18 protein-coding genes are annotated in these 22,351 nt (G+C 59.3%); 10 read left to right on the top strand and 8 right to left on the bottom strand.

The window, feature by feature from the left end:
• Positions 1–27: 27 nt before the first annotated feature.
• The 5 genes from VSP_RS35935 to VSP_RS17220 form a co-directional block, all read right to left on the bottom strand.
• Positions 28–3,417 (bottom strand): PVC-type heme-binding CxxCH protein, encoded by a 3,390-nt coding sequence (locus VSP_RS35935; protein WP_053332348.1) that lies wholly within the window; start codon positions 3,415–3,417, stop codon positions 28–30.
• 405 nt (positions 3,418–3,822) lie between these two features.
• Complete coding sequence (locus VSP_RS39600; RefSeq protein ID WP_009962213.1) at positions 3,823–5,322, bottom strand: DUF4340 domain-containing protein; 1,500 nt, start codon at positions 5,320–5,322, stop codon at positions 3,823–3,825.
• Positions 5,323–5,367: 45 nt separating this feature from the next.
• Positions 5,368–7,374, bottom strand: a complete 2,007-nt coding sequence (locus VSP_RS17210; RefSeq protein WP_009962214.1) for a GldG family protein — start codon at positions 7,372–7,374, stop codon at positions 5,368–5,370.
• 39 nt (positions 7,375–7,413) lie between these two features.
• The gene (locus VSP_RS17215; protein ID WP_009962215.1) at positions 7,414–8,172 is read right to left on the bottom strand and encodes an ABC transporter permease; all 759 of its coding nucleotides are present in this window, start codon (positions 8,170–8,172) and stop codon (positions 7,414–7,416) included.
• Between the two features lie 95 nt (positions 8,173–8,267).
• The gene (locus VSP_RS17220) at positions 8,268–9,221 is read right to left on the bottom strand and encodes an ABC transporter ATP-binding protein (RefSeq protein ID WP_009962216.1); all 954 of its coding nucleotides are present in this window, start codon (positions 9,219–9,221) and stop codon (positions 8,268–8,270) included.
• Between the two features lie 316 nt (positions 9,222–9,537).
• On the opposite strand from VSP_RS17220, the gene VSP_RS17225 reads away from it, so the two are divergent.
• Positions 9,538–11,352 (top strand): tetratricopeptide repeat protein, encoded by a 1,815-nt coding sequence (locus VSP_RS17225; protein WP_157210939.1) that lies wholly within the window; start codon positions 9,538–9,540, stop codon positions 11,350–11,352.
• 128 nt (positions 11,353–11,480) lie between these two features.
• A complete protein-coding gene (locus tag VSP_RS17230; protein ID WP_009962219.1) occupies positions 11,481–11,933 on the top strand; it encodes a Crp/Fnr family transcriptional regulator in 453 nt (150 codons plus the stop codon).
• Positions 11,934–12,097: 164 nt separating this feature from the next.
• On the opposite strand, the gene VSP_RS35945 is transcribed toward VSP_RS17230, so the two are convergent.
• Positions 12,098–12,814, bottom strand: a complete 717-nt coding sequence (locus VSP_RS35945) for a metallophosphoesterase family protein (protein WP_009962221.1) — start codon at positions 12,812–12,814, stop codon at positions 12,098–12,100.
• Between the two features lie 114 nt (positions 12,815–12,928).
• Here VSP_RS35945 and VSP_RS17240 point away from each other — a divergent pair, with 114 nt between their 5' ends.
• Entirely contained in the window at positions 12,929–13,819 is an 891-nt protein-coding gene (locus VSP_RS17240; RefSeq protein ID WP_009962222.1) for a class I SAM-dependent methyltransferase, read from the top strand.
• Between the two features lie 11 nt (positions 13,820–13,830).
• Here the strand turns inward: VSP_RS17240 and VSP_RS17245 are convergent, their stop codons facing one another.
• Entirely contained in the window at positions 13,831–14,853 is a 1,023-nt protein-coding gene (locus VSP_RS17245; protein WP_009962223.1) for a threonine aldolase family protein, read from the bottom strand.
• 6 nt (positions 14,854–14,859) lie between these two features.
• Here VSP_RS17245 and VSP_RS17250 point away from each other — a divergent pair, with 6 nt between their 5' ends.
• The 3 genes from VSP_RS17250 to VSP_RS17260 are packed head-to-tail and all read left to right on the top strand — an operon-like array spanning position 14,860 to position 16,759.
• Complete coding sequence (locus VSP_RS17250; RefSeq protein ID WP_009962224.1) at positions 14,860–15,828, top strand: ADP-ribosylglycohydrolase family protein; 969 nt, start codon at positions 14,860–14,862, stop codon at positions 15,826–15,828.
• 55 nt (positions 15,829–15,883) lie between these two features.
• Entirely contained in the window at positions 15,884–16,378 is a 495-nt protein-coding gene (gene nrdR / locus VSP_RS17255) for a transcriptional regulator NrdR (RefSeq protein WP_009962225.1), read from the top strand.
• A gap of 27 nt (positions 16,379–16,405) precedes the next feature.
• Entirely contained in the window at positions 16,406–16,759 is a 354-nt protein-coding gene (locus VSP_RS17260; RefSeq protein WP_009962226.1) for a histidine triad nucleotide-binding protein, read from the top strand.
• 91 nt (positions 16,760–16,850) lie between these two features.
• On the opposite strand, the gene VSP_RS17265 is transcribed toward VSP_RS17260, so the two are convergent.
• Entirely contained in the window at positions 16,851–18,923 is a 2,073-nt protein-coding gene (locus VSP_RS17265; protein WP_009962227.1) for a carbon starvation CstA family protein, read from the bottom strand.
• A gap of 108 nt (positions 18,924–19,031) precedes the next feature.
• Here VSP_RS17265 and VSP_RS17270 point away from each other — a divergent pair, with 108 nt between their 5' ends.
• The 4 genes from VSP_RS17270 to VSP_RS35955 all read left to right on the top strand — a co-directional run bounded on the left by VSP_RS17270 (position 19,032) and on the right by VSP_RS35955 (position 22,238).
• The gene (locus VSP_RS17270; RefSeq protein ID WP_157210940.1) at positions 19,032–19,691 is read left to right on the top strand and encodes a M15 family metallopeptidase; all 660 of its coding nucleotides are present in this window, start codon (positions 19,032–19,034) and stop codon (positions 19,689–19,691) included.
• Between the two features lie 67 nt (positions 19,692–19,758).
• Positions 19,759–20,796 carry a GTPase ObgE gene (gene obgE, locus VSP_RS17275; protein WP_009962230.1) on the top strand — a complete coding sequence of 346 codons (1,038 nt, stop codon included), beginning with the start codon at positions 19,759–19,761 and terminating at the stop codon, positions 20,794–20,796.
• Between the two features lie 121 nt (positions 20,797–20,917).
• On the top strand, positions 20,918–21,475 hold the full coding sequence (locus VSP_RS35950; RefSeq protein WP_009962231.1) for a transposase: 558 nt from the start codon (positions 20,918–20,920) through the stop codon (positions 21,473–21,475).
• Positions 21,476–21,656: 181 nt separating this feature from the next.
• The gene (locus VSP_RS35955; RefSeq protein ID WP_009962233.1) at positions 21,657–22,238 is read left to right on the top strand and encodes a sigma-70 family RNA polymerase sigma factor; all 582 of its coding nucleotides are present in this window, start codon (positions 21,657–21,659) and stop codon (positions 22,236–22,238) included.
• Positions 22,239–22,351 lie beyond the last annotated feature (113 nt).

A 22,351-nucleotide genomic window follows, 5' to 3' on the forward strand; every position in this document is an offset into this window, starting at 1 on the left:
CGTTCCATCACCTGTGAAAACAGGTTTTCACTTGGGTGAGTTGCCGGACTTGGAGCTCTTCTTGGATGCCCCCCCGTCCAAACTGGCCAGATAGGCGACCAGATCGCGAACCTGACGCTTGTTGAGCATGGCACCCATGGGCGGCATCACCGAGATCGGATCAGTCTTCGACTCAATCTGGGCTGTGTCCACCTTCTCCAACGCTCCATCCGCCAGTCGCAACTGGAGAGTCGAGGAAGTGTTGGCCACCAGCGTCCCAGTCAACATTTTGCCATCCTTCAATGTCACCGTCATGATCCCAAAGCCTGGGGCCACGGCTTTGGAGGGCGTGATCAATGCCTCCAGCAGGTAGATCCGATCCTTTTGCTTGCCGATGAGGTTCAGCGCGGGGCCGACAGTGCTGCCTTCCTTGCTCTCGAACTTGTGACAGGCGGTACAGTTCGCCGTGAGATTCTGCAGGGCAATTTCCTTGCCCAACTTCGCGTCTCCCCCTTCCAGGCACTCCTCAAAGGCAGCCGCAGTGCCCGCCTTCTCCGCCAGCGCCTTGTCATGGGTCGCGAGCCTCTCCTCCAGCGCCGGAGCACTGCTGCGGCGAGCCTGGCAGGCCTCGATCAGCTCAAGCAGCACTGCCGCGGGAACCTTGCCAAGTTTGCCGGACTTCCAGGCATCCCACTGCTCGACGAGTGCCTCGTCCCCAGCCTCCATCTGCACACGACCCAACATGGCCAGAGCCTTCTGCTTCTCCAATGTGGTCCCGCTTTTGTATAGCTTCTTCGCTTCTGCCGCGGCCTGGGCCCGGTCACGCAAGAGCACATTGTCCAACGCCGCGACCCGAAGAAGTTCCGGTGCTTTCGCCCCCAGGATGGCGTCTAGCGCCGCCACCAAATCGTCAGAACCTGGATGCTGATCCGCAAGCAACCGGAGGGCCTCCACCCGCACCTCAGGACTGGCGCTTTCCTCCATCACCGCGGCACGCGCTACGCGAGACTCTACCGGCACGCGATGGATCGTGAGCAGCTGAACCACCTTGGCCTTGAGCTCTTTCTCAGGAAGCCCCATGAGGGCGTCAATCTTGGCAAGCGCCACCATTGCCAGGGTTTTCGGATCCGCGGAGCCAACGATCACCCGATATCGCCCGTCCACACGGTCTAGAACTGGCGGGTCATTCCAGAGCATGGCCAATTCCAAAGCTTCCATTCGCAGGGGAAGGGGCGAATCCTGACGAAGGGCGTAAGTGATCAGACGTTCAGCGTTCTCCTTGCCTCCGGTCCGCAGGCAGGCATTGAGCGCCCGGCGGGCCACCGCGTCAGGCAAAGCAGAGCTTTTGTCCAACAGCACAATCAACTGGGGCAAGGCAGCCACGATGGACTCGTCATCGTAGATGGCCCGGGCGGCTTCGGAGGCGATCTTGGGATCAGGATCTTTGAGAAATCCGGCCACTCCCGGATGATTCAACCGTCGCAGGGCCAGGAGGCTGGCCATTCGTACCGCACGGTTGGGATGGGCGGCCGATCCCGCCAGAGCATCCGGCGAAGTGCAACCCAGAAGACCGACTACACAAGCGTGGCGAATCCATGGGTCCAGGTCACCGTTTGAAGCGGCCAGTTGGATCAGCGGCAGAGTGGCCACGCTGGTCTTGCATTTACCGAGCGCAATCGCGGCGTGGAAGCGGACGCGGGGATGCGGATCGGAAAGAAGCGGCACCAGATGCCCGCTTTGGACGTCATGGCCTGCAGCATCTCCCATCATTCGGGCCGTCAGCGCACGGATCTCTGGGTCGGAATCCTGGGTGAGATCGTCGAGAATCGTGGTGGCCGCATACTTGCCAGCCCGCATGAGCTGTCCCAATCCCCAGAGGGCGTGCAGGCGCCCCAACTGGGGCTGCTTCCTATCCAACACGACGGATTCCAGGGCCTCGTAAGCGCCTCGCTTTGCCAGCTCAAACTGCGCCCCACGGCGCACCCGCTGGTCAGCGTGCCCCAGCAGCGCGGCGAGCGCCGGGACTTCGCGGGTCTCAAAGCCAGCTTTCAACAGGGTGGCAGTCTCCTGGCGATCCGCCTGCCCCTCTCCGGCAGGATCATCCACCGTCCATACCGCACCGATTTCATTCAGCGCATAGTCCCCACCCCAATCCACCATGAACAACTTGCCGGAGGGGCCCCAGCTCATGCCGATTCCCATGACGCCACTGGCCACCATCTTGTCTTCCTTCAGCCCGAAGGACGCGCCTTCCGGCGTCACCCTCATGGCATTCATCTTCCCGGAGGGGAATTGGTTCAGGAAAAACGTATCCTTCCACCCCCGAGCCAGGGCCGTGCCCGGATTGTACGCGAAGCCCGAGGGGCCATCATGGGAGCTCGCCAGAGGCGGGGTGATGTACTCCGGCTGGGAGGCGTGTAGAGGCTGCCACAAGCCCTCATCCACCCAGGGGCAATACCCCTTCATGTATTGAAAGCTACAGCGCCATCCGGAATCACTCTGCTCGGTGATGTACACCAGGCGTTCCTTTTCGTCCGGCTTGTCCGCATCGTTGTCCACGCCAAAGAGATTGCCGTAGTCATCGAACGCCACTTCCTGCACGTTGCGCAGGCCATGGGCAAAGATCTCAAACCCGCTCCCATCAGGTTCGCACCGCAACACCGCCCCTTGATGCGGGGCTGATGCTCTCCTGCCTTCCTTGGTAATGACGTTCGTGCCCTTGTCACCGATCGTCCAGTAAATGCGCCCATCCGGTCCAACGCACAGACCGTGCATGTCATGCCCGGCGTAGGCGATGTGGTGACCAAACCCGTGAGCTACGATTTCGCGTTCATCCGCCACGCCATCGTCATTGGTATCCCGCAGGCGCCAGAGATCCGGCGCGATGGTGCAATACACCCAGCCGTCATGCCAGAGGATGCCAGCCGCAATCCCCGTCACCTCCGTATTAAAGCCCTCGGCAAACAACGTCCGCTTGTCGGCCACGCCGTCTCCATCGCTGTCTTCCAGCCGGTAAATCCTCTCGGAATGCACGGTCAGGTCCTTCCAGTCGATCGAGCCGTCTCCATTGTGGTCTTTGAGGCTCCCTTCAGGCTTGAGCATCTTCCCCGGAGCCAGCACGTCATGGTAGAAGGCCTCTTTCTGCTCGATGCTCTCAAGGCGCACATCACGCGGGATCCACTGTGTGTGCTCCCGGATGTCGAGATCCGCCACCTTACGACGGGTCGTTTGAGTGACATAAACCCGCCCCTGAGGATCCACCGTGCAGGCCACGGGATCCGGCACATTGATGTCTCCAGACCACTTGTGGAGTTTCAGCCTGGACGAACCAAGCGTTGACTGCGCCACCGCGTCGCCACCACCGCCCAAGGCAAGAAGTGAAAGGGTAAAGACCGCACCAGTCGTGCCGAAGGGGTGCAGAAAACGAGTCAAAATCATGCACCGTGTCTTTCACCTCTTTTTGCCCATCACGCAACCAGCGGAAACTCAACAATTGCCCACGCGGAGGGCAAAAACCGAACCTCCAGCGCCCTGTGCGGAAAGTGAAGAGCATGGCATTGTTCAAACACGCCCCGCGTGCGCTACACCTCAGCACTCCGCGCCCTACTCGCACTCGAGGGTTCAACATGAACAGCCATCCGATGAAACGAGCATAGCGACTGAAACCCAGTGAAATCGTACTGCGGAAACTCTACTGCGGAGCGGTAGGCCATCAGCGCAGTCAATCCTTCCCCAACCAGCCCCCCAGAAGCCAATCGCTCCGAGGACGTCCGGAGGTAGTGCAACAAAAAAGCACGGCGGGTTGCCGTGCTTTTAAGTGACCCTTGAGACGCGAATGAAGCCCTAAGGAGCCTTGGGAGCTTCCGCGGGCTTGGCCTCCTCAGGTGCCTTTGGGGCCTCGACCTTGGGAGCCGCAGCGGAAGCGGGTTTGGCTTCGGGAGATGCCGCAGGCTTTTCGGCAGCCTTGGGAGCTTCAGCGGGCTTCTCGGCGGGCTTGGCTGCCTCTTTGGCTTGGGGTTTCACCTCTTCTGCGGCAGGAGTCGGCGCGGGAGCGGCCGGCACAGGGGCGGCTGTAGGAGCCGGCGCGGGTGCAGCCGGAATCATCGGCGCGGCGGGAGCCTTCAGGAGCGGAGGCGGCGCAGCCCCCAGGGATCCTTCTGCCGGAGATCCTGCACTTCCAGGTGTACCCTCTGCGGACTTGTCACGAAGGACCTCGGAGCGCTTCTTGAGCAGATCCGATACGCCGTAGCTGCTCACTTCAAACACCTTGCCCTCTGTAGCCTTCTCTTTGGCAAGCTTCGCTTCCAGCAGTTTGCCTGCCGCAGCGAACTCGTCGTCGAGACGCTTCTTGTCTTCGGGCTTCTCATCCGCCGCAGGCTTGCGCTCTTTCGGGAAGTTGCCAGATACCTGCACGGTGAGGAAATACTTGGGCTCCGCATCGCCTTCCTTCTTTTCAAGAAGCTGCACCTCGTAGCTGAAGCCCTTGAAGGTTTCCAGTTTCACCTTGGTCGCCCCCTTCATGAACTCGGGAGTAGCCTGTTCTTTGGTCAGCACATCATTGAAGACCACCGCCGAAAGCGCACGGTTGAGCACGTCAGCCTTGGCCGTGTCCAGTTCTTCACCCGGCTTCGCGTCGGTGAGAAGGAAAGGATTCTGCAAGTCCTTGCGGGAAGCACTCCAGCCGTCGGCAGTGTTTGGAGGCGTGATCGTGACGGCCTTGATCTCCTGCACGTCGATGAAGGCCTTGTCGAGCCACGCCTTGGGATCAGCCTGGAGTTCGTAGAGGCTCTCCCCCGTCAGCCACACCGTGTCCCCATCTTTGGGGTTGCGGATCCATCGCTGCTGCCCTGCGCCGCCCATGAAGTTTCCGCTGGACGCCCCACCGGTGCTTTCGACAGACTTCCCGGCCACGAAGGAGCCGAGCACCTCGCCCTTCTCATCCTTCAACTCCACCTGGAGGCCAGTGGACTCCGGACCTGCCTCTCCCGGAGGCAGCAAGCCCACTTCGCCCAGCACGGACTTCCCGACGGTTTGTTTACTGAGGAGTTTCAGACCCGCGATGTCCGCCACCGCCTTGGAGAGCTTCTCATAGGCTGCAGGATAGTTCTCGCGTTCATTTACCACCCACTTGTCGCCTTCAACGACAAGCGTAACGGTGCTTTTGCCTTCACGGATCACCACCTGACGGATGTCCTTGGAGGGGAGATCCGTGAACAAAGTGGCGCGGTCCTTCACCCCCACCAGCCTGGCGGAGTTCAAGCTTTTGTCGCGCAGCTTGCCGTAAAAAAAGGCAAAACCGACGAGTCCGCCGAGGACAATCAACAATACAACTGGCTTTTTCATGGTCAGTGATTCAAGAGAAATGATACCAAGTCACGTGGACGGGGGTTAGTGAGCGGCCTGCAGGGAGCGACGGCGGGCGGCGATGGTGACTCCGACGGCGATGATCAGCAGCGGAACCGCTGCCATGTTGAGCAAGGTGATCAGAAACTCGCGACGATCTTTCATGCGAGTCTGCTCCTTGATGAGCTCACGTCTTTTCGCCATGAGCTCCACCTGCTTGTCCTGAAGCTGTTTTGCCTGGGCTTCGTTGGGGTTCAGCATGATCAGGCCCTGCGTCGCTTTCACGCCGCCGCCCTTGGCGATCTCCTGCACCACGTCATTGAGGTCCTGCTCGATCTTCTGCATCCGAGGACGATACTGCTCCTCAATGTTGGCGTTCAGTTCCTGAAGCTTGGTGAAGGGGCGGTTCGCGGAGGAACGGCTGCGGACGGCGATAAGATCAGCACCACCGGAGAGCAGTTCAACGGTGTTGAGCAACAGGGGCAGGTTCGAGTTGCTCATTCGCATGGAAGCGCCGCCCATCGGGTCACGCTCGACGACGAACTCATCGAACTCCATGTCCACATCGCTGAAGAGGAACACGACGCCATCATTGTTGGCAGACTCTTTGAGAGAAGGCTTGGCCTCCTCCTTCTTTTCACCGGCAGGTGCCCCTGCGGGCTTGTCATTTTCACCACCTGTACCGCCAGGCAGCATGCCCGGGGGCAATCCGCCGGGGAAACCACCGGGCATGCCGGGAATCCCACCCGGACCTTCGGCGGCCGGTGCGGTCGCTTTCGGCTGCCCATCAGGGAACGCCGTCTTGAACCGGCCAGTCAGCCGCACGCCCATGACCTGGGATTTGCCGCTGGCCTGGAAGTTCTTCAAGTCTTCACGCATCGCCTTCTCAGCGTCGGTGGTGTCGATCAGCTGGGATTTCTCAGATGAATGCACCAGAGTCGTGGCAGTCACGTTGCCCTTGGCCGCCACATTGAAGGACCCTGCGGAGAACATCTGGATGAGCTGCAAGGGCTCCGTCATCGGCTCCTTGTCATTGATCCCCTCTTTGGGAATGCTCAGGAAGGTCGGGACCGCCCGGCGATTGTTGGCCGTACGGAAGGTCATGTCAGCCACGACAAGGTTCTTGTCGTAACCCACGCCCCATTCCTTGAAGAGCGTCGGCAAATCGGAGTTCGGAGAAACAAACGTCGTGGGTGCGCGGCCCATCTGTCCGGGGTTGTTGTAGGCCCGGCTCACCAGGCAGTGCGGATCCACAAAGGCGATCACCTTCCCACCCTTGAGCAGGAACTGGTCGATGGCGAATTCTGCACGTGGCGAGATGTCCGCAGGATGGATCACCAGAAGGATGTTGATGTCGGAGTCCACTGCTTCGCTGGACATCGGCACTTCACGCACATCGTAGTCCAGGCGCAGTTGCTGGATCGCAATCCAGGGGCGTTGCTGGTTCTGCTGCATCCCTGGCGGGAAGTTGAAGGCCGGTCCAGAAATGGGCATCGGGCTCATCACGCCGATCACACTGCGCTTGGTGCGTGTGACCTGGGAGAGCGCCCGTGCGATTTGATACTCCAGAGTGCCCTCTTCCGCAGGTGTCAGCGTTGGGATGATCTCCTTTTTATCGAGCGACTGGATGGCGAGGCCGAAGTAGGCCTTGTCGCCTTCTTCGTTCACAGTGTAGCCCTGAATGTCATCTGCCACCGCCTTGTCTTCCTCCTCCGTGTTGGGACGCGGGTCGATGTTTTCCAGGGTGATCTTGCCGCCGCTGGCCTTGGTGATTTCCAGCAGCAGGTCACGCACGGTGTTCCCGTAGGTCTGTCCCCACTGGGGCATCAGCCGGCTGTCTGAAGTGGCGTAGAAGCGGATGGCAACCGGCTTGTCCGGGTTCAAGCCCTCAACAATACGGCGGGTGCCGTCTGAGAGCGTGAAGATCCCCTTCTCCGTGAGATCCATGCGGAAGTTGAGGAAGCCAAGGCCACTGACAAGGATGTTCACCACCACAACGATGGCGATCACAAGCAGCAACACGAGGGCGCTGAGAGTAGTTTTCGATTTCATGCGCGAAAAAAGTTTGGGCTATTGGGTGTCAGGGGCGCATCAGGCACGCTTGGCCTGGATCGCATAGTGGGTGATGCCGAGGCAGACGCCGACGACGCTGAGGAAGTAAAGCACGTCGTCGAAGACGAGCAGGCCCTTGGACATTTCATAGAAATGGGTCATGAAACACAACTCGGCGATGAAGCGCACCAAGCCATCGAGACTGGCTGGCGTGACCTTGAGGAGGAAATCCACCACCTGCTGGAATCCGAAGAGGAAGAGCAGCAGACAGATGGCCACCGAGATGATGAAGCAGATGACCTGGCTCCGTGTGAAAGCACTCACCGCGCTGGTGATGGCCAGGCAGGCCAGAGCATACAGGTAGCTGGCAATGTAGCCGCTGATGATCGGGCCCGGATCAGGTTCGCCCAAGTACGAGACGGTGAGGATGATCGGAAAAGTCAGTGCCAGACCGATGGCCCAGACCGAGGCTGCAGCAAGGTACTTGCCCAGTACGGCATGCCACGGGGAGATGGGCATGGTGGCCAGGAGTTCCATGGTGCCGAGGCGTTGCTCCTCAGACCACAGTCTCATCCCCACCGCCGGGACGAGCACAAGGTAGATCCAGGGATGCCACATGAAGAAGCTGCCCTGTCCCGACAACGTGGCGTTGTTGGAGGAGAGGAAGCCTCCCACGATGAACGTGAAACCCATGGCGGCGATCACGAAGATGAACAGGATGATGTAGGCCAGGGGCGAGTTGAAATACGAGAAGAATTCCCGCTTAAAAACCGCAATGATGTTTTTCGTTGGACTCATGGTGAGCAATTCAGATCAGCTTTAAAAAATCGATTCGGGGGCATCCGCCACTCGAGAGGGCACCCGTCTTTGGTTCTGGTAGACTCTTGGGCCGGTCAGGAGGCCGTGTCGGAGCGTGTGATGGTACGGAACACCTCGTCCAGACGACCTTCCTCACGGTGCAGCTCCTCTACCCTCCAGGACTTAGCAGCCAGCAGCGTGCCGATCTCGCGTACCAGGTCCTCTGGCTTGGCCTTGCGGGAGGGAAACACCCGGCCGGAAAAACCAAGTTCATCCATCACCGCCGCCTCCACCTTGTCCACCCCGGCGAGTTTCTCCAGCTCGGCACGCACGCCCGATCCCGCGAAGCCCCGCACCGTGACCCGAACGGCATCCGCGCCAGGCGCACGGGTTTTCAGGGAATCCGGTGTGCCGTCTGCCACCACCTTGCCGTGGTCAATGATGATGGCGCGGGAGCAGACCGCTTCCACCTCTTCAAGAATGTGCGTGGAGAAGACGATCGCCTTGTTCTGGCCCATGCGCTTGATCAGATTGCGCACTTCATGCTTCTGGTTGGGATCCAGGCCGTCCGTGGGCTCGTCGAGAATCAGCACTTCCGGATCATGGATGATGCTCTGGGCGAGGCAGGTGCGGTGACGGTAACCCTTCGACAGCGTATCCACGCTCTGATTGCGCACCGGCTCCAGGAAGCAGGTCTCCAGGGCTTTGTCGATCGCCTTGGAGCGGGCGGAACCATACAGCCCGCGCATCTCCGCGCAGAAACCGAGGAAGCCGACCACGCTCATGTCCGAATACAGGGGTGCGTTCTCCGGAAGGTACCCGAGGGCCCTCTTGGCGATCTCGGGTTTCTCAAGCATGTCAACGCCACCCACGCTGATCGTTCCAGCCGTCGGCTGAAAGTAGCCCGTCACCATACGCATCGTCGTGGACTTGCCGGCACCGTTTGGCCCGAGAAAGCCGAGCACCTCGCCTTTTTCCACGTTGAAGGTGATTCCATCGACGGCCACCTTCGGACCGAACACTTTGCGGAGGTCTTTTACCTGGATCATACTTTAGGGATTCTGGTCTCTTCCTGAAATGTGCAATTCGAGCGGGGGTTACTAACGCCGATCAGACAGGATTATTGTTCTCATGTTCAAGCGTTGGGAACCACAACTTTCAAAGCAAAAAGACCTCTCCGCGCAAGAATTTTCTTTCATTCAACTTCCCTGAAAAATACCTGTCCAAATCGGCCTAAAATGCGGGTCTCTTCGCCCCTTTTGCCAAATTAATGTCCTCCCCTGGCAAAACGGAAATTCAACATCCTTGCCTCCGAATGCGTCAGTTCGTATGCTGGGTGTCTTTTCTGCCCCGCTCCTGCCCCCAATGCTGACCTCCCAGAACCCAGATCCTACTGCGTCCCGGCCGTTTGTCCTTCTGCGCCCGCTGATTGCCGCCTGGCACTGGTTTTTTCCCCCGACCCAGGCTCATATGGACCGGCAGTCCCGGACCGCCCGGATCGCGGCGGGCTCCTTGATCCTGCTCTTTTCCATCGGGCTGATGGTTTTCACCGTCATGAACGCCCGTAAATGGCACGATGCCTTCCAGACATGGCAGTCCAACCGTCTGATTGACGAGGCCATCAAGCTCAAGGAGCAGGACAAGTTTGTAGATGCATGGCTCAAAGCCCACGAGGCGTATGCCAAAGACGCGGACAACGTAAGGGTGCTCCGCGTCATGGCTCAATTCTACACTTACATGCAGAAAAAGGAGGCAGGTTGGTTCTTCGACCGCCTTCGTCAGAAAGGGGCCATGACAGACGAGGACACGACCTTTGAGATTGAGGCCCTTGCTTCCATTGCTGAGAACAAGCAGGCACAGGACCAGATCGAGCAGGTTCTGCGGACCTCGAAGCCCACCCAGAAGGTCGTGGAACTTGCTGATGTGGTGCTGAGGAAGAACCAACGCAGCCGCCAGCTCCTCCAGATCCTGGACAACTTTGTCGTCCAGGAGCCCGACAACATGGAGATCAAGCTGCTCTATGGCCGCCGGTTGGTGGAGTATGGCACTTCTGATGAGATCGAGAAAGGTCTGAGGCTGCTCTGGGAACTCGCGTCGGACAAGGGGACAAACGGTCTTGCCGCCCTGGAGTTTCTCGACCGCGTCAAAACCATCAGCAGTGAGGAAAAACAGAGACTCATCGAACTGCTGGACAGCCATCCCCAGGTCAAAGAGGAGCACCGGATCGCCGCCTTGCGCCGTCAGGTGGAACTGGAACCTGGCCGCAAACAGGAGATCATTGCCAAAGCCATGGAAGATCGACGCGGGGCCAAACGCGAGGACCTCGTGCCCCTAGCCCGCTGGCTGACCACGGAAGGCGAGAACGAAAAGCTCCTGTCCTACCTGGATGCAGACATGGTCCGGGACTATCCCCCGCTCCTGGAGAATTACCTCAATGCTCTCACACTCCTGGGGAAAAACGAAGAACTGGCCGCATTGATCAACGACCCCCGCACACGTCTCACCACCGCCATTCGCGCCTTTCACAAAGCCCACCTGGCCTACGTGACGAAAGCGCCCTGGGAAAAGGTGAACGAACTGCTCAAGGAAGCCTTGGCAGCGATCCAGAGCGAGGGTCGGCAACCCATGCTTCTGACTCTTGCAGACTATGCCGAGAAGAGGGGTCACCTGAAGATCGCAGAAGAAGCCTACAAGCTGGCTTCCCGGAGTAATCGGGCGGATCTAGCTGGTTACGAGGGCCTGCTCCGGCTCACCTACCGGAACGGAAACACTGCAGGGTTCCTGGCCGCGGCACAGGAAACGGTGCAGCGCTGGCCCGAAAAAGAGGTCTTTGAGGAACGCTACCTCTACAGCGCGCTGATCTCCGGCGTGGACATGGAGCAAGCCATCGGACGCGCCACCCGGCTCCTCTCCTCCCGCCCCGCCGACTCTATGCGGAAGTTGCTCGTCGCCTTGGGTGAGATCCGGATGGCCAACCCCAAATCCGCCGCCACGGCGTTGCAACGGATTGATCTGGGAGATCTCACTCCCGGTCAGGGCGCAGTCCTTTGCGGCATCATGCAGGCCGCAGGCTACGATGACCAGGCCCGCTCCCTCGCTGGCAGAATCCCAGATGACACCCAGATGCTGCCTGAGGAAAAACAGTTCCTGATGATGGCCAAGGCTCCCCCGCGCGGCTAGCCCTGCGCCGTCATTGCATCTTGAACTGCCACGTATGGCAGACGTCAGCAGGCATCAGATTGGAGATTCAATAGGGACTGGTGACAATTCAGGTGTCATTTCCGGCATCGGGAGTATCTTCCTGCACCGTGAAATCCATTCTCGCGCCGTTTCAGCACCTGGAGATTCACAGTCTGCCAGCCGGGGAGATCGTCATGACCCAAGGTGAGCCTCATTGTCGCTTGCTGGTGTTGATTGAGGGCGCGGTGGAAGTGATCAAGGATGACGTCCGCGTGGCTCGCTCGCGGGAGCCCGGCGCGGTCTTTGGTGAACTGTCACTGCTTCTAGGCGGCCCTCATACCGCCACGGTCCGCACCACCCAGTCTTCCTCATTTTACGTACTGGATGATCCAACGGAATTTCTCCGCACTCATCCAGAGGCGGCCATGGAGCTCTGCCGCCTGCTCGCCCGCAGGATCGACGCTCTCAATCGCTACCTGGTGGATGTGAAACGCCAATTCGAAGGGCAGGAAGGCCACATGGGCATGATCGGCGACGTGCTCGATACCTTGATGCACCATCAGCCGAAGGCTTCATCTTAGCTGGGTTGCAGCGCGTTGGGCGTCTGACCATGATCAGGTCTGCCACGCCAGGGGTGTCGCGTGGCAAAGCGGGATGCCTGCTCTACAACGTCTGGGGCGAAGCCAAGTAACGCGGTGGGGCAAGCGCCCCGTTTGCAGGGACCGACGCGAGTCAAAATCGCGATTTAAAACGCCACCGTCTCCGCCCCGCCGCTGCTGCACCAGCGCACCGTCCGGTTCTCCAGATCCACCCAAAGATGCGGCGGCGTGGAGGACATCTCGTACCCCGCATTGAAGGCCAGAGTCGACCCCACCTTCGCCTGCCATGCGCCCTCCGCCTGGAAAGGCGCTTGGTGGACATGGCCGCTGAAGACCAGATCCGGTTTAAGCTCCTCAATCCATTCCTGTAGCTCAGGAGACCCGAAATGCACCTTGCCCGTCCAACTCAGGGGCGTGTGATCTGGCGGAGCATGGTGAACCCATATCCAGGTGCCTAGTCGTTTCGCACCCGCAGCCCGCAGGCCAGATAGAGCCGCCGCACGCTGGTCAGGATGCATTGTCCATGGACAGATGCTGACCGTCACATCCCCCATTTCCACGCAGTCGCCGTCCACCTCAATCCCCGAGTCGCGCAAGTCCTGCATCCAGGCGGCCGCATATGCGGCCCCTTCTTCGGGCTGGTCCACATCGTGGTTGCCTGAAGACACCATCACCCGGGTGTCTCGTACCAGTCGGGTGAGATATTTCTCCACCACCTGACTCTGCACATCCACAGTGACATACGATCCGATGTCCAGGAAATCACCCGCCAGGACCATGGCGTCCACCTCTGCCACCTGCCGGAGCAGCCAGTCGAACTGCTTCAGATTGTAGTGCAGGTCCGCGGTGATAAGGAGCTTCATGCGGTGGCAGGGCACAGGTGTAGATCAACTTCGTACCAGATCAAGACCGCATGAGCCAATCTTCATTGACATTGGAGCAGACTGGCTTCTGCTGGAAAGCCCAATTTCTCAGGAATGAAGTCTGCCAGCACGCCCCCACCCCCGCACCAGTTGCTCACCGCCCACTGGCCCGCCTACCGGTTGCTGGACACGGGTGCAGGCAGAAAGCTGGAGCAATGGGGTACCCACATCATTCAGAGGGATGAACCCAAAGCCTGGTGGAAGCCCACTCTGCCCAAATCAGAATGGCAGAGGGCGGTGAACCAACTGGATGCGAAGACGGGTGTCACCGTCGGCGGGAAGGAGATTTCCTGGACCCTGCCCCTTCAGGATCTACAGATACGCCTCCGCCTGACCCCCGGCTCCCGTCACGTGGGGGCGTTTCCTGAGATGGCACCCCAGTGGCTCTGGCTTCAGCAGAAGATCCGGGCCATGAAGGATCCCAAGCCCAAGGTCCTCAACCTCTTTGGCTACACCGGCATTGCCTCTGTGATGGCCGCAGCCGCCGGAGCAGAGGTGGTCCATGTGGACGCCTCCCGCCCCTCTCTGGATTGGGCGCGAGAAAATCTCGAAATGAATCCCAAGACAACCCACAGCAGCACCGTCCGATGGATGCTGGACGATGCTTTCGCATTCGTGCAACGGGAAGTCCGGCGAGGGAACCAGTACGCTGGCATCCTGCTCGATCCTCCCAGCTATGGGAAGGGACCCAAGGGCCAGATTTGGAAAGCTGAGGAGCAACTCCACGAACTCCTCACCACCTGCAAGTCCCTGCTGCGGGAGAAAGATGCCCTGTTCATCCTGACGCTCTACAACCTCTCCATCTCCGCCTATTCCGTGCACAACCTGCTTCGCCAGGTCTTCGCCCTTCCCTCTCCTGCGATCGAGATCGGCGAGCTTGGTTTGGTGGATGAGTCAGCTGGCAACGTGCTGTCACTGGCCAACTACGGCAGGTTCGCACGTTGAGGCATCACGTATCAGGACGCATCCCGCAAAACTGCCTCGACCTCTGCCGAGGTTGTCTTCCACGAGCACATGAATCTCGCTCCGCCACCGATGAAGCTGTAGTACTTCCATCCAGCCTTCTTGAGCTTTTGATCCACCGCCTCCGGCAATTTAGCGAAGACGGCATTCGCCTCCACCGGATGGAGAAGCTCTATTCCTTCAATTTGACGGAGTCCTTCAGCCAGAGTCCGGGCGTGGTCATTCGCCTGGCGGCCATACTTCAACCAAGCACCGCCTTTGATCAGGCGCCGCCATTGGGCAGAAATGAATCTCATCTTGCTGGCCAACTGCCCCGCCTGCTTGCAGCGCCAGGCGAAGTCGCGGCTCAGATTTTTGTCGAAGAAGACCACCGCCTCGGTCATTGCCATGCCATTTTTCGTACCGCCAAAGCACAACACGTCCACCCCCGCGCGCCAGGTGATGTCCGCGGGAGAGCAGCTCAGAGACGCCACGGCATTCGAAAACCGCGCTCCATCCATGTGAATGGCCACTCCCTTGCTCCGGGTCACGCCCCATAATTCCTTCAACTCCTCAGGCCGGTAAACCGTGCCAAACTCTGTGCTCTGGCTGACGCTCAGGGCCCTCGCCTTGGGATAGTGCAGATCCTGCCGGTGGGTGATAAGCCGGGACACATCAGCAGGATGACACTTCCCCATCTCCCCCTGGGCCAGGAGGATTTTGGAGCCGTTGGAGAAGAACTCTGGAGCCCCGCACTCATCCGTCTCCACGTGTGCCACCTGGTGGGCGATCACACTGTGATAGCTCTGGCAAAGAGACGCCAGGGAGAGCGAGTTGGCGGCCGTGCCAGTGAAGACAAAGTACACGTCACAATCGGTCTCAAACAGTTCACGGAAAGCATCGCAGGCCTCCCGGGTCAGGTGATCGTCCCCATAGGAGGGTTGATGCCCCTCATTGGCCTCTTGGAGCGCCTCCCAAGCCTCGGGACAAATTCCTGCGGTGTTGTCACTCGCAAACTGGCATCCTGGTACGATCATACGAACATGATGGAGAAGACGCCAGGGTTGGAAAGTCAAATTGCGGGCTCCCTGTGGGGAGCCGTGGTGGGAGACGCCTTGGGAGTGCCGGCAGAGTTCCGCAGTCGCCAGGACCTGGCACAGAATCCGATCGTCACGATGACCGGCAACGGCACCCACCACCAACCACCCGGCACCTGGTCGGACGATTCCTCTCTGATCTTCTGCACGGTGGAGTCTCTGCTGGAGTGCAACCATCTGGTCGCCCAAGACATGGCCGAGCGCTTCCTGCGCTGGTTGCGCCGCGGCTACTGGACGCCCTACGGAGAGGTTTTCGACCTGGGCATCGCCACCCGTCAGGCGCTGGCCCGGTTTGCGGAGGGGCGCCCCGTGGCACGCTGTGGCGGTCGGGAAGAGTTCGACAATGGCAACGGCTCAATCATGCGCCTCATTCCCGTCTCACTCTGGGTCTGCAACACGACCCCAGAGGAGGCCGTCGCATCCTCCCACCTGGCGTCCATCATCACCCACGCCCACCCACGCTCACAGATGGTGTGCGGCTTTTTCACCATTATCGTCCGGGGCCTGTACCAGCAGCTATCACCCTTGGAAGCCTTGAAGCAAGCCTGGTCACAAGCCGAGGCTCTGTACTCCACCGATGAGGAGTTCCACAACGAATGGCCCGCACTGCACAAGATGCACCCAGACATCCTCCCCCACATGAGTGAGTCGGAGGTACCCAGCAGCGGCTACTGCGTCCATACCCTGGAGGCCGCTGTCTGGACCCTGCTGCACACCACCAACTTCGAAGAGTGCGTCCTGCGAGCCGTCAATCTCGGTGAAGACACGGACACCACTGGCTGCGTGGCCGGTGCCCTTGCGGGCCTGACTTACGGCATCGAAGCGGTCCCTGCACAATGGACCCGGGCTCTGGCCAGACATGATGATGTCACGGAAATCATCTCCAGGTTCACCGAAAGGTTGACCCGGCGTTGACGAATCCATTTGCGCCCGCCATTCCACATGACACACTCCGGGGAAACGAACCCTTATGCGCTGCCCCAAGTGCGGAACTCTCGAAGACAAAGTCATCGATTCGCGTGAAGCGAAGGATGGCAGCTCGGTGCGCCGTCGCAGGGAGTGTCTTTCCTGCAACCATCGGTTTACCACGTATGAGCAGGTGGAACACGAAGAGCTGCGGGTGATCAAGCGCAACGAATCGCGGCAGCCTTTCAGCAGGGCAAAACTGATCGACAGCATGAAGAAAGCCTGCGGCAAGCGACCTGTCGGCATTGAGCTGCTGGAGCATGCCGCAGACGCCATCATCACCGAGATCAGCGCCGCTGGTTACCGTGAGGTACCCTCCCGCGTGCTCGGCGTGAAGGTGATGCAGCACTTGGAGGCCATCGACCACATCTCCTATGTGCGGTATGCCTCCATCTACCGCGAATTCCAGGAATTGGGTGAGTTCATAAGCGAAATCAACTCCTTGGAAACCCGGGTGCCACGTGACGTGAAGCAACCGGAGCTCTTCCGCAAAATGTAGGTGCGGGACCGCCCCTTCCCTGCTCCAATGGCGGGCATGACGCTGTTCCAAAAGATTCTGGCCCGCGAGATCCCTGCCACCTTTATTTACGAAGACGACGACTGCTTCGCGATCAAGGACATCAATCCCCAGGCACCCGTCCATGTGCTGGTGATCCCCAAGACGGTCATTCCCCGCGTCGGTGACGCCGTGCCTGCGGATCAGGGCACTCTGGGCACCCTCCTCCTCGCCGCTGGCAAGATCGCCACCCAGTTGGGAGTCAACGCCACAGACAAGGGCTTCCGCTTGGTGATCAATCACGGGCGCGATGCCGGTGAGACGGTGCCTCACATGCACGTGCACCTGCTGGCGGGTCGTGATCTGACCTGGCCTCCTGGTTGATGCAGGACGAGCGGTTCAGGAGACTATCTCCAGCACAAAAAAGGGCGGTCGTGAAGACCGCCCTTTTCATTGGAATCTCAACTCAATCCACTCAGACCGCATCCGGCAACCGGACATACGGACCTTCCTTGAGAACGGAAGGCTTCAGACCGCGGAGGATCTTCACCCACTCCAGAACGCAGCCAATCACGATAACCGCCACAAATAGGAGGAAGAGCGAAGTGATGCCCACGTCCACCTTTGCGTTAAAGATCGCTGTATGAGCCTCCTTGATTTGAATAGCTGTCAAAGGGACGTTGTCTATGGAACCCGCAGCAAGCACTGCCTGATGTTTTGCAATTTCAGGAAGGAATCCGGCCGCATTGGGCGAGAAGATCTTCATGTACCCGGCACTGAACGTCACACAGAGCAGGAAGACCAGTGGCACCATGGTACACCAAGCATATTTGGCCCGGCCCATCTTGATAATGATGGTCGTGCCCAGGCAAAACGCGATCACCGACAGCAACTGGTTGGCAATGCCGAAGATTGGCCAAAGGCTCTTTGCGATACCCGATGGATCTATGGCACCATTGTAGAGAAAGTACCCCCAAGCCGCCACGAGGGCTGCGCTTGCAACAATGTTGCCCAGCCAGGAACTCGTATCTCCCAACGGTTTGTAAAATGTGCCTAGCAAGTCCTGCAAGATAAACCTCCCAACACGCGTGCCAGCATCGAGCGTCGTCAAAATAAAGAGCGCCTCGAACATGATGGCGAAGTGATACCAAAGGTCGAGGAGGCCATGGCCCGTGTTGAATTTCTTGAACACGGAATCAAACATCGCAGCCATCCCAACAGCGAAAGTTGGAGCCCCCCCTACCTTGCCCACCAAATTCGGTTCCCCCATGTCCTTGGAGAGCTGTTGCATCTCCGCCACCGTCACAGGAAAACCAGCAGCGTTGACGTCCTGAATGGCTTTCTCAATGGCACCTGGCTTGTCATACTTCACTGGGCTGTTGATGGCGAAATACTGGCCAGGTTGAAGGGCGCAGGCGGCAATGATCGCCATCAGGGCGACAAGCATCTCCGTCACCATGGCACCGTATCCCACCATGCGAATCTCCTTCTCCCGACTCATCAGTTTCGGCGTGGTGCCGGATGAGATGAGCGAATGGAAACCAGAGATGGCTCCGCAAGCGATCGTGATACACACGAAAGGAAACACCGGGCCAGCCACCACCCAACCGCCTCCGTTCACAAACTTTGTCACGGGCGGCATGTGCAGCGGCGGCGCCACCAGCACGATGAAGATGCCCAGCAGGGCCACCGTGCCCAGCTTCATGAAGGTGCTGAGGTAGTCACGTGGAGCGAGGAGCAACCACACCGGAAGCACCGAGGCACAGAAACCGTAGATCATGATCGCCCAGGCCAGCGACGTATCGCTCCAGGTGAGCATGGCGTTCATCTCCGGCGTGAGAAGGCGTCCGCCCCACACGCACCCGAGCAGGCCAATCACACCAAATGCGGAGACCGTCCCGACCTTCATCCCGGCCCGGATCGCCAGCCCCATGATCATGGCCAGAGGAATGGTCATGGCGATGGTGAACAGGCCCCAAGGGCTGTGCGCCAGGGCCTTGACGACCACCAGACCAAGCACCGCCAGGATGATGACCATGATCGCCAGCAGGCTGATCATCGCCACCAGACCGATGAACGGGTTGATTTCGTCCTTCAACATCTGGCCCAGCGACTTGCCCTCGCGTCGCATCGAACTGAACAAAACGACCGCATCGTGCACACCGCCTCCCAGCGTGGCCCCGATCAGAATCCAAAGCGTCCCGGGAAGGTAGCCAAACTGGGCGGCAAGTACCGGCCCCACCAGCGGCCCCGGACCGGCGATGGCGGCGAAGTGATGGCCGAACACCACCCACTTGTTGGTGGGCACAAAGTCTTTGCCGTCGGCCTTCGTGACCGCGGGAGGAGCCCGATGGTCATCCAAGACCAGCACCTTTGCCATCAGCCAGGCGCTGTAGAACCGGTAGCTTACCGCGAATGCACAGACCCCGGCCACGACCAGCCAGAGAGCGTTCACCGGCTCCCCGCGTTGGAAAGCTGACACCGCCACGGCCACTGCGCCCAGCACAGAAATGGCAAACCAAATGAGAATACGCCAGAATTTTGACATGTGAAATATGTATAGGAAGAGGAAGTGCCAGTGGCAAGCGTCCCGTGAACGCTTTCTGCTCACGTTCTCGATTTCAGGCAACGCCCACCGTAAATGAACTTTTGCAGCATGAGGTCTCTCAACGTCCTGCCCGCCCTATTGCTTGTCTTCACGACGGCAATGCTGCACAAGCTGCCCGCAGAAACGAAGGTTCCCTCCGTTCCTACCAAGGAGGACCTCGAGTTTGTGGAAGTCATCAAGTTCATCCCCAACCTCGTCGTGGATCTGCCCTATGCCTCCGAGCAGAACTTTTTCAAGAAGCGCTTCTACTCCGCCAACCGCTGTTTTCTCCGGCGCGGCGTAGCAGAGCGTCTCGCAGAGGTCCAAAAGTCGCTCAATGCGAAAGGCCTCGGCCTGAAGCTCTGGGATGGCTACCGTCCCCGCCGGGTGCAGTGGGAGTTCTGGAAAGTGCTCCCAGATCCTCGCTATGTCGCCGACCCTAAGGAAGGTTCTCGTCATAATCGCGGTGCCGCCGTGGATGTCACTTTGGTGGATCTCACCACGGGCTTGGAACTTTCCATGCCCACCGGATTCGATGACTTCAGCCCCAAGGCTGCCTCAGATTTCCCGCTCCTTCCTCCCCTGGCGATCAAGCATCGCGAGTTGCTGCATCAGGCCATGAGACGGCAGGATTTCAGCCCGTTGCCGAGCGAGTGGTGGCACTTCGACGCCCCAGGCTGGCAGCAATACCCGCTCGAAGATCGGGACCTGCTCGCTGAACTTCCTTGAACGTCTGCTCCGGCCCTGCCCTTTTTTCCTTGTTCCTTTCTCAAATCTCGGGATAGTCCACCTTCCCATGTTTGTAGATCAGATCCGAGTATTTGCCCGTGCCGGTAGAGGCGGCGACGGCAGCGCACACTTCCACCGCGGCAAGTTCCGCCCCAAAGGCGGCCCTGACGGCGGCGACGGAGGTAATGGCGGCAATGTGATCTTGCAAGTGGATCCCAGCACGGACAGCCTGCGCACCTTTTTTTACAATGCCAAGATGGTTGCCGAAGATGGCAAACCCGGTGCAGGAGCCCAATGTACCGGACGCTCAGGCAGTCACGGTGTGTACAAGGTGCCCCCAGGCCTCCTGGTCAGCCGGATCGAGGAGCGCTTCGACGAGGAAACCGGAGAGATGGTCACAGAGACCACCCCAGTGGCCGACCTCACCGAAACGGGGCAGGAGTATGTCCTGTGCAAGGGGGGCAAAGGCGGCAAGGGCAACGTGCACTTCAAGAGCCCGACGAACCAGGCCCCCAAGGAATTCACGCCGGGGACTGATGGCGAATCCGGCTTCTACCATTTCGAGCTGCGCAGCATCGCTGACGCTGGCTTGGTTGGCTTCCCCAATGCGGGTAAGTCCACCCTTCTGACCAAGCTGTCCCACGCCAAGCCCAAGATTGCCAACTATCCCTTCACCACTCTACAGCCGCACGTGGGTGTGGTGGAATTCACCGAGACCCGCCGTGGCACGGTGGCTGACATTCCGGGGCTTATTGAGGGTGCTCACGCCAACGTCGGCCTGGGCCACGATTTCTTGCGCCACATCATGCGTTGCCGCATCCTCCTCTTCGTGGTGGACACACCCGGCAGTGAAGGTCGCGATCCCATCGCAGACATCTCTACGCTCCGTGAGGAAATCTCCCTCTACAGCAGTGAGCTGGCAAAACGCCCCTGGTGCATCCTGGCAAACAAGATGGACCTTCCCCAGGCAGAAGAAAATCTCGCCCTCCTCAAGGATCGCTTCAAGCGGGTAAAAGTGATCCCCATCTCAGCCAATGAAGGCATCGGCATGGATAAACTCAGAGCCTTCCTCTCCGAAAAAATCGGACACGAGATCGACTTTTGATCTCATAAGAGATCCTACTTGGGGATCAGAATGCACCAAAAGGATTTCTGGTTATTTTTGCTAATGTGAATCCAGATTGGGGCCATTGGCGAAGAAGGAGGGTGACTCCTCCTCTTCGCCCATGTGCCCTTTAGCTCCGCCCGGATCCAACTCCCCGGCAAATCTCTCCGAGACCCATCCGCTCAACACTTCCAGCCCACCGTCAGACGTCCCCACGCTTAGCGTGGAGGCGGTGACGGATGAGTACTGGAACCAGGTGGAGCCTCTTCTGCCCTCTGTGGCCCTGGAGAATCTGCAAAAAATCACCCACTCCGGGCCCGGGCGCGGACGCAAGCCTGTCCATCCCCGGCATATTTTCCGCGCTATCATCCATGTCATCGTGAACCGGATCTCGTGGTATGAACTGCCTGAGTCGTCCTTCGGGCTCTCCTACGGCACGGCGGCGATTGCCTTTCGCCGTTGGAGTCGGGATGGATTCTTCGCCCGCCTCCACCAGGCGGGACTCGCCGGTCATGCCCAATGGGAAGGCATCGCCTGGCAGTGGAACAAGGTGCACTCCCCCTGGCAACAAGCAACCCTGCCAGGAAGCTCCCCCATCAAGCCCGTCAAGGCCCGCTCTAAAGGAACCTCGCGGGTGCCCTTCGCGATTGCAGCACAGAATGCTGACCGCGCCGCCTAGCGCACTCACCGCTGTTGAATGTGAAAAAAGATGGGGCACCTCCACCCATTGTACTATTTTGCATTTGCATGATTTTACGTAATAGCTAGACTCTCGGAGGCTCGGTTGAAAAACCTTCTACTTTCTCCGACAAGTTTGGGCCGACTCATCGTGAGCAACGTGCGATTCCCTTCGCCCGATCATGTCACCCCACCCCTCCATTGCAGCAGACGAAGATCGACAGATTCTCGCCGCAGTCGCAACGGGCAGCGAGGAGGCATTCGTTCAGCTTTATGACCGCTTCTCAGCCCTCCTGTGGGCGGTGGCAATGCGAATTTTGCAGGATCCTGCTGAGACCGAGGATGTGGTGCAGGAGACATTCCTTTACATTTGGAAGAAGGCATCGGCCTACAATCCGGATCTGGCTCAGCCGAGCACGTGGATGTGTCTGATCCTTAGAAATCGCTGCCTGGACCGCCTCCGATCCCGCCATCGTCGGGAGAAGCTCATGACGGCAGTGAATAATTCCAATCCCGCTGGCAAAGAACCGCAGTCCGATTTAGTCGAGGCCTCCGTACAGTTGCGCGAACTGGGTCAAAAGGCACGGGAAGCCATGGCGGGCATCCCTGAACTCCAGCGCAAAGCCCTCGAGTTGGCCTACTTTTCGGGTCACAGTCATTCAGAGATTGCCCTGGCCATGCGTCTGCCCTTGGGAACCGTGAAAACGATGATCCGCCAGGGCCTGATCTTCCTGCGTGGTCACCTGGAAGAAAAGTGGGGGTAAAGCATCGTCCGCCCTTGTCTTGGGGACCGGATTTCTTTGCGTTCACAAAGCGCTTCCGCGCTGGCATTGGGCAGGATTGTGGCTACCTTGCGGCCCGTCTCACCGGAGGTTCC

This window comes from Verrucomicrobium spinosum DSM 4136 = JCM 18804 (assembly GCF_000172155.1).
GTDB classification, from domain to species: Bacteria; Verrucomicrobiota; Verrucomicrobiia; order Verrucomicrobiales; family Verrucomicrobiaceae; genus Verrucomicrobium; species Verrucomicrobium spinosum.

Coding starts and splice junctions, on each gene's coding strand:
- VSP_RS39600 (WP_009962213.1), bottom strand. CDS start 5,322: ATGAAAAAGCCAGTTGTATTGTTGATTGTCCTCGGCGGACTCGTCGGT.
- VSP_RS35945 (WP_009962221.1), bottom strand. CDS start 12,814: ATGAAGCTCCTTATCACCGCGGACCTGCACTACAATCTGAAGCAGTTC.
- VSP_RS17215 (WP_009962215.1), bottom strand. CDS start 8,172: ATGAGTCCAACGAAAAACATCATTGCGGTTTTTAAGCGGGAATTCTTC.
- VSP_RS17220 (WP_009962216.1), bottom strand. CDS start 9,221: ATGATCCAGGTAAAAGACCTCCGCAAAGTGTTCGGTCCGAAGGTGGCC.
- VSP_RS17225 (WP_157210939.1), top strand. CDS start 9,538: ATGCTGACCTCCCAGAACCCAGATCCTACTGCGTCCCGGCCGTTTGTC.
- VSP_RS17265 (WP_009962227.1), bottom strand. CDS start 18,923: ATGTCAAAATTCTGGCGTATTCTCATTTGGTTTGCCATTTCTGTGCTG.
- VSP_RS17240 (WP_009962222.1), top strand. CDS start 12,929: ATGAAGTCTGCCAGCACGCCCCCACCCCCGCACCAGTTGCTCACCGCC.
- VSP_RS17210 (WP_009962214.1), bottom strand. CDS start 7,374: ATGAAATCGAAAACTACTCTCAGCGCCCTCGTGTTGCTGCTTGTGATC.
- VSP_RS17245 (WP_009962223.1), bottom strand. CDS start 14,853: ATGATCGTACCAGGATGCCAGTTTGCGAGTGACAACACCGCAGGAATT.
- obgE (WP_009962230.1), top strand. CDS start 19,759: ATGTTTGTAGATCAGATCCGAGTATTTGCCCGTGCCGGTAGAGGCGGC.
- VSP_RS17260 (WP_009962226.1), top strand. CDS start 16,406: ATGGCGGGCATGACGCTGTTCCAAAAGATTCTGGCCCGCGAGATCCCT.
- VSP_RS35950 (WP_009962231.1), top strand. CDS start 20,918: ATGTGCCCTTTAGCTCCGCCCGGATCCAACTCCCCGGCAAATCTCTCC.
- VSP_RS35935 (WP_053332348.1), bottom strand. CDS start 3,417: ATGATTTTGACTCGTTTTCTGCACCCCTTCGGCACGACTGGTGCGGTC.
- nrdR (WP_009962225.1), top strand. CDS start 15,884: ATGCGCTGCCCCAAGTGCGGAACTCTCGAAGACAAAGTCATCGATTCG.
- VSP_RS17270 (WP_157210940.1), top strand. CDS start 19,032: ATGAGGTCTCTCAACGTCCTGCCCGCCCTATTGCTTGTCTTCACGACG.
- VSP_RS35955 (WP_009962233.1), top strand. CDS start 21,657: ATGTCACCCCACCCCTCCATTGCAGCAGACGAAGATCGACAGATTCTC.
- VSP_RS17250 (WP_009962224.1), top strand. CDS start 14,860: ATGATGGAGAAGACGCCAGGGTTGGAAAGTCAAATTGCGGGCTCCCTG.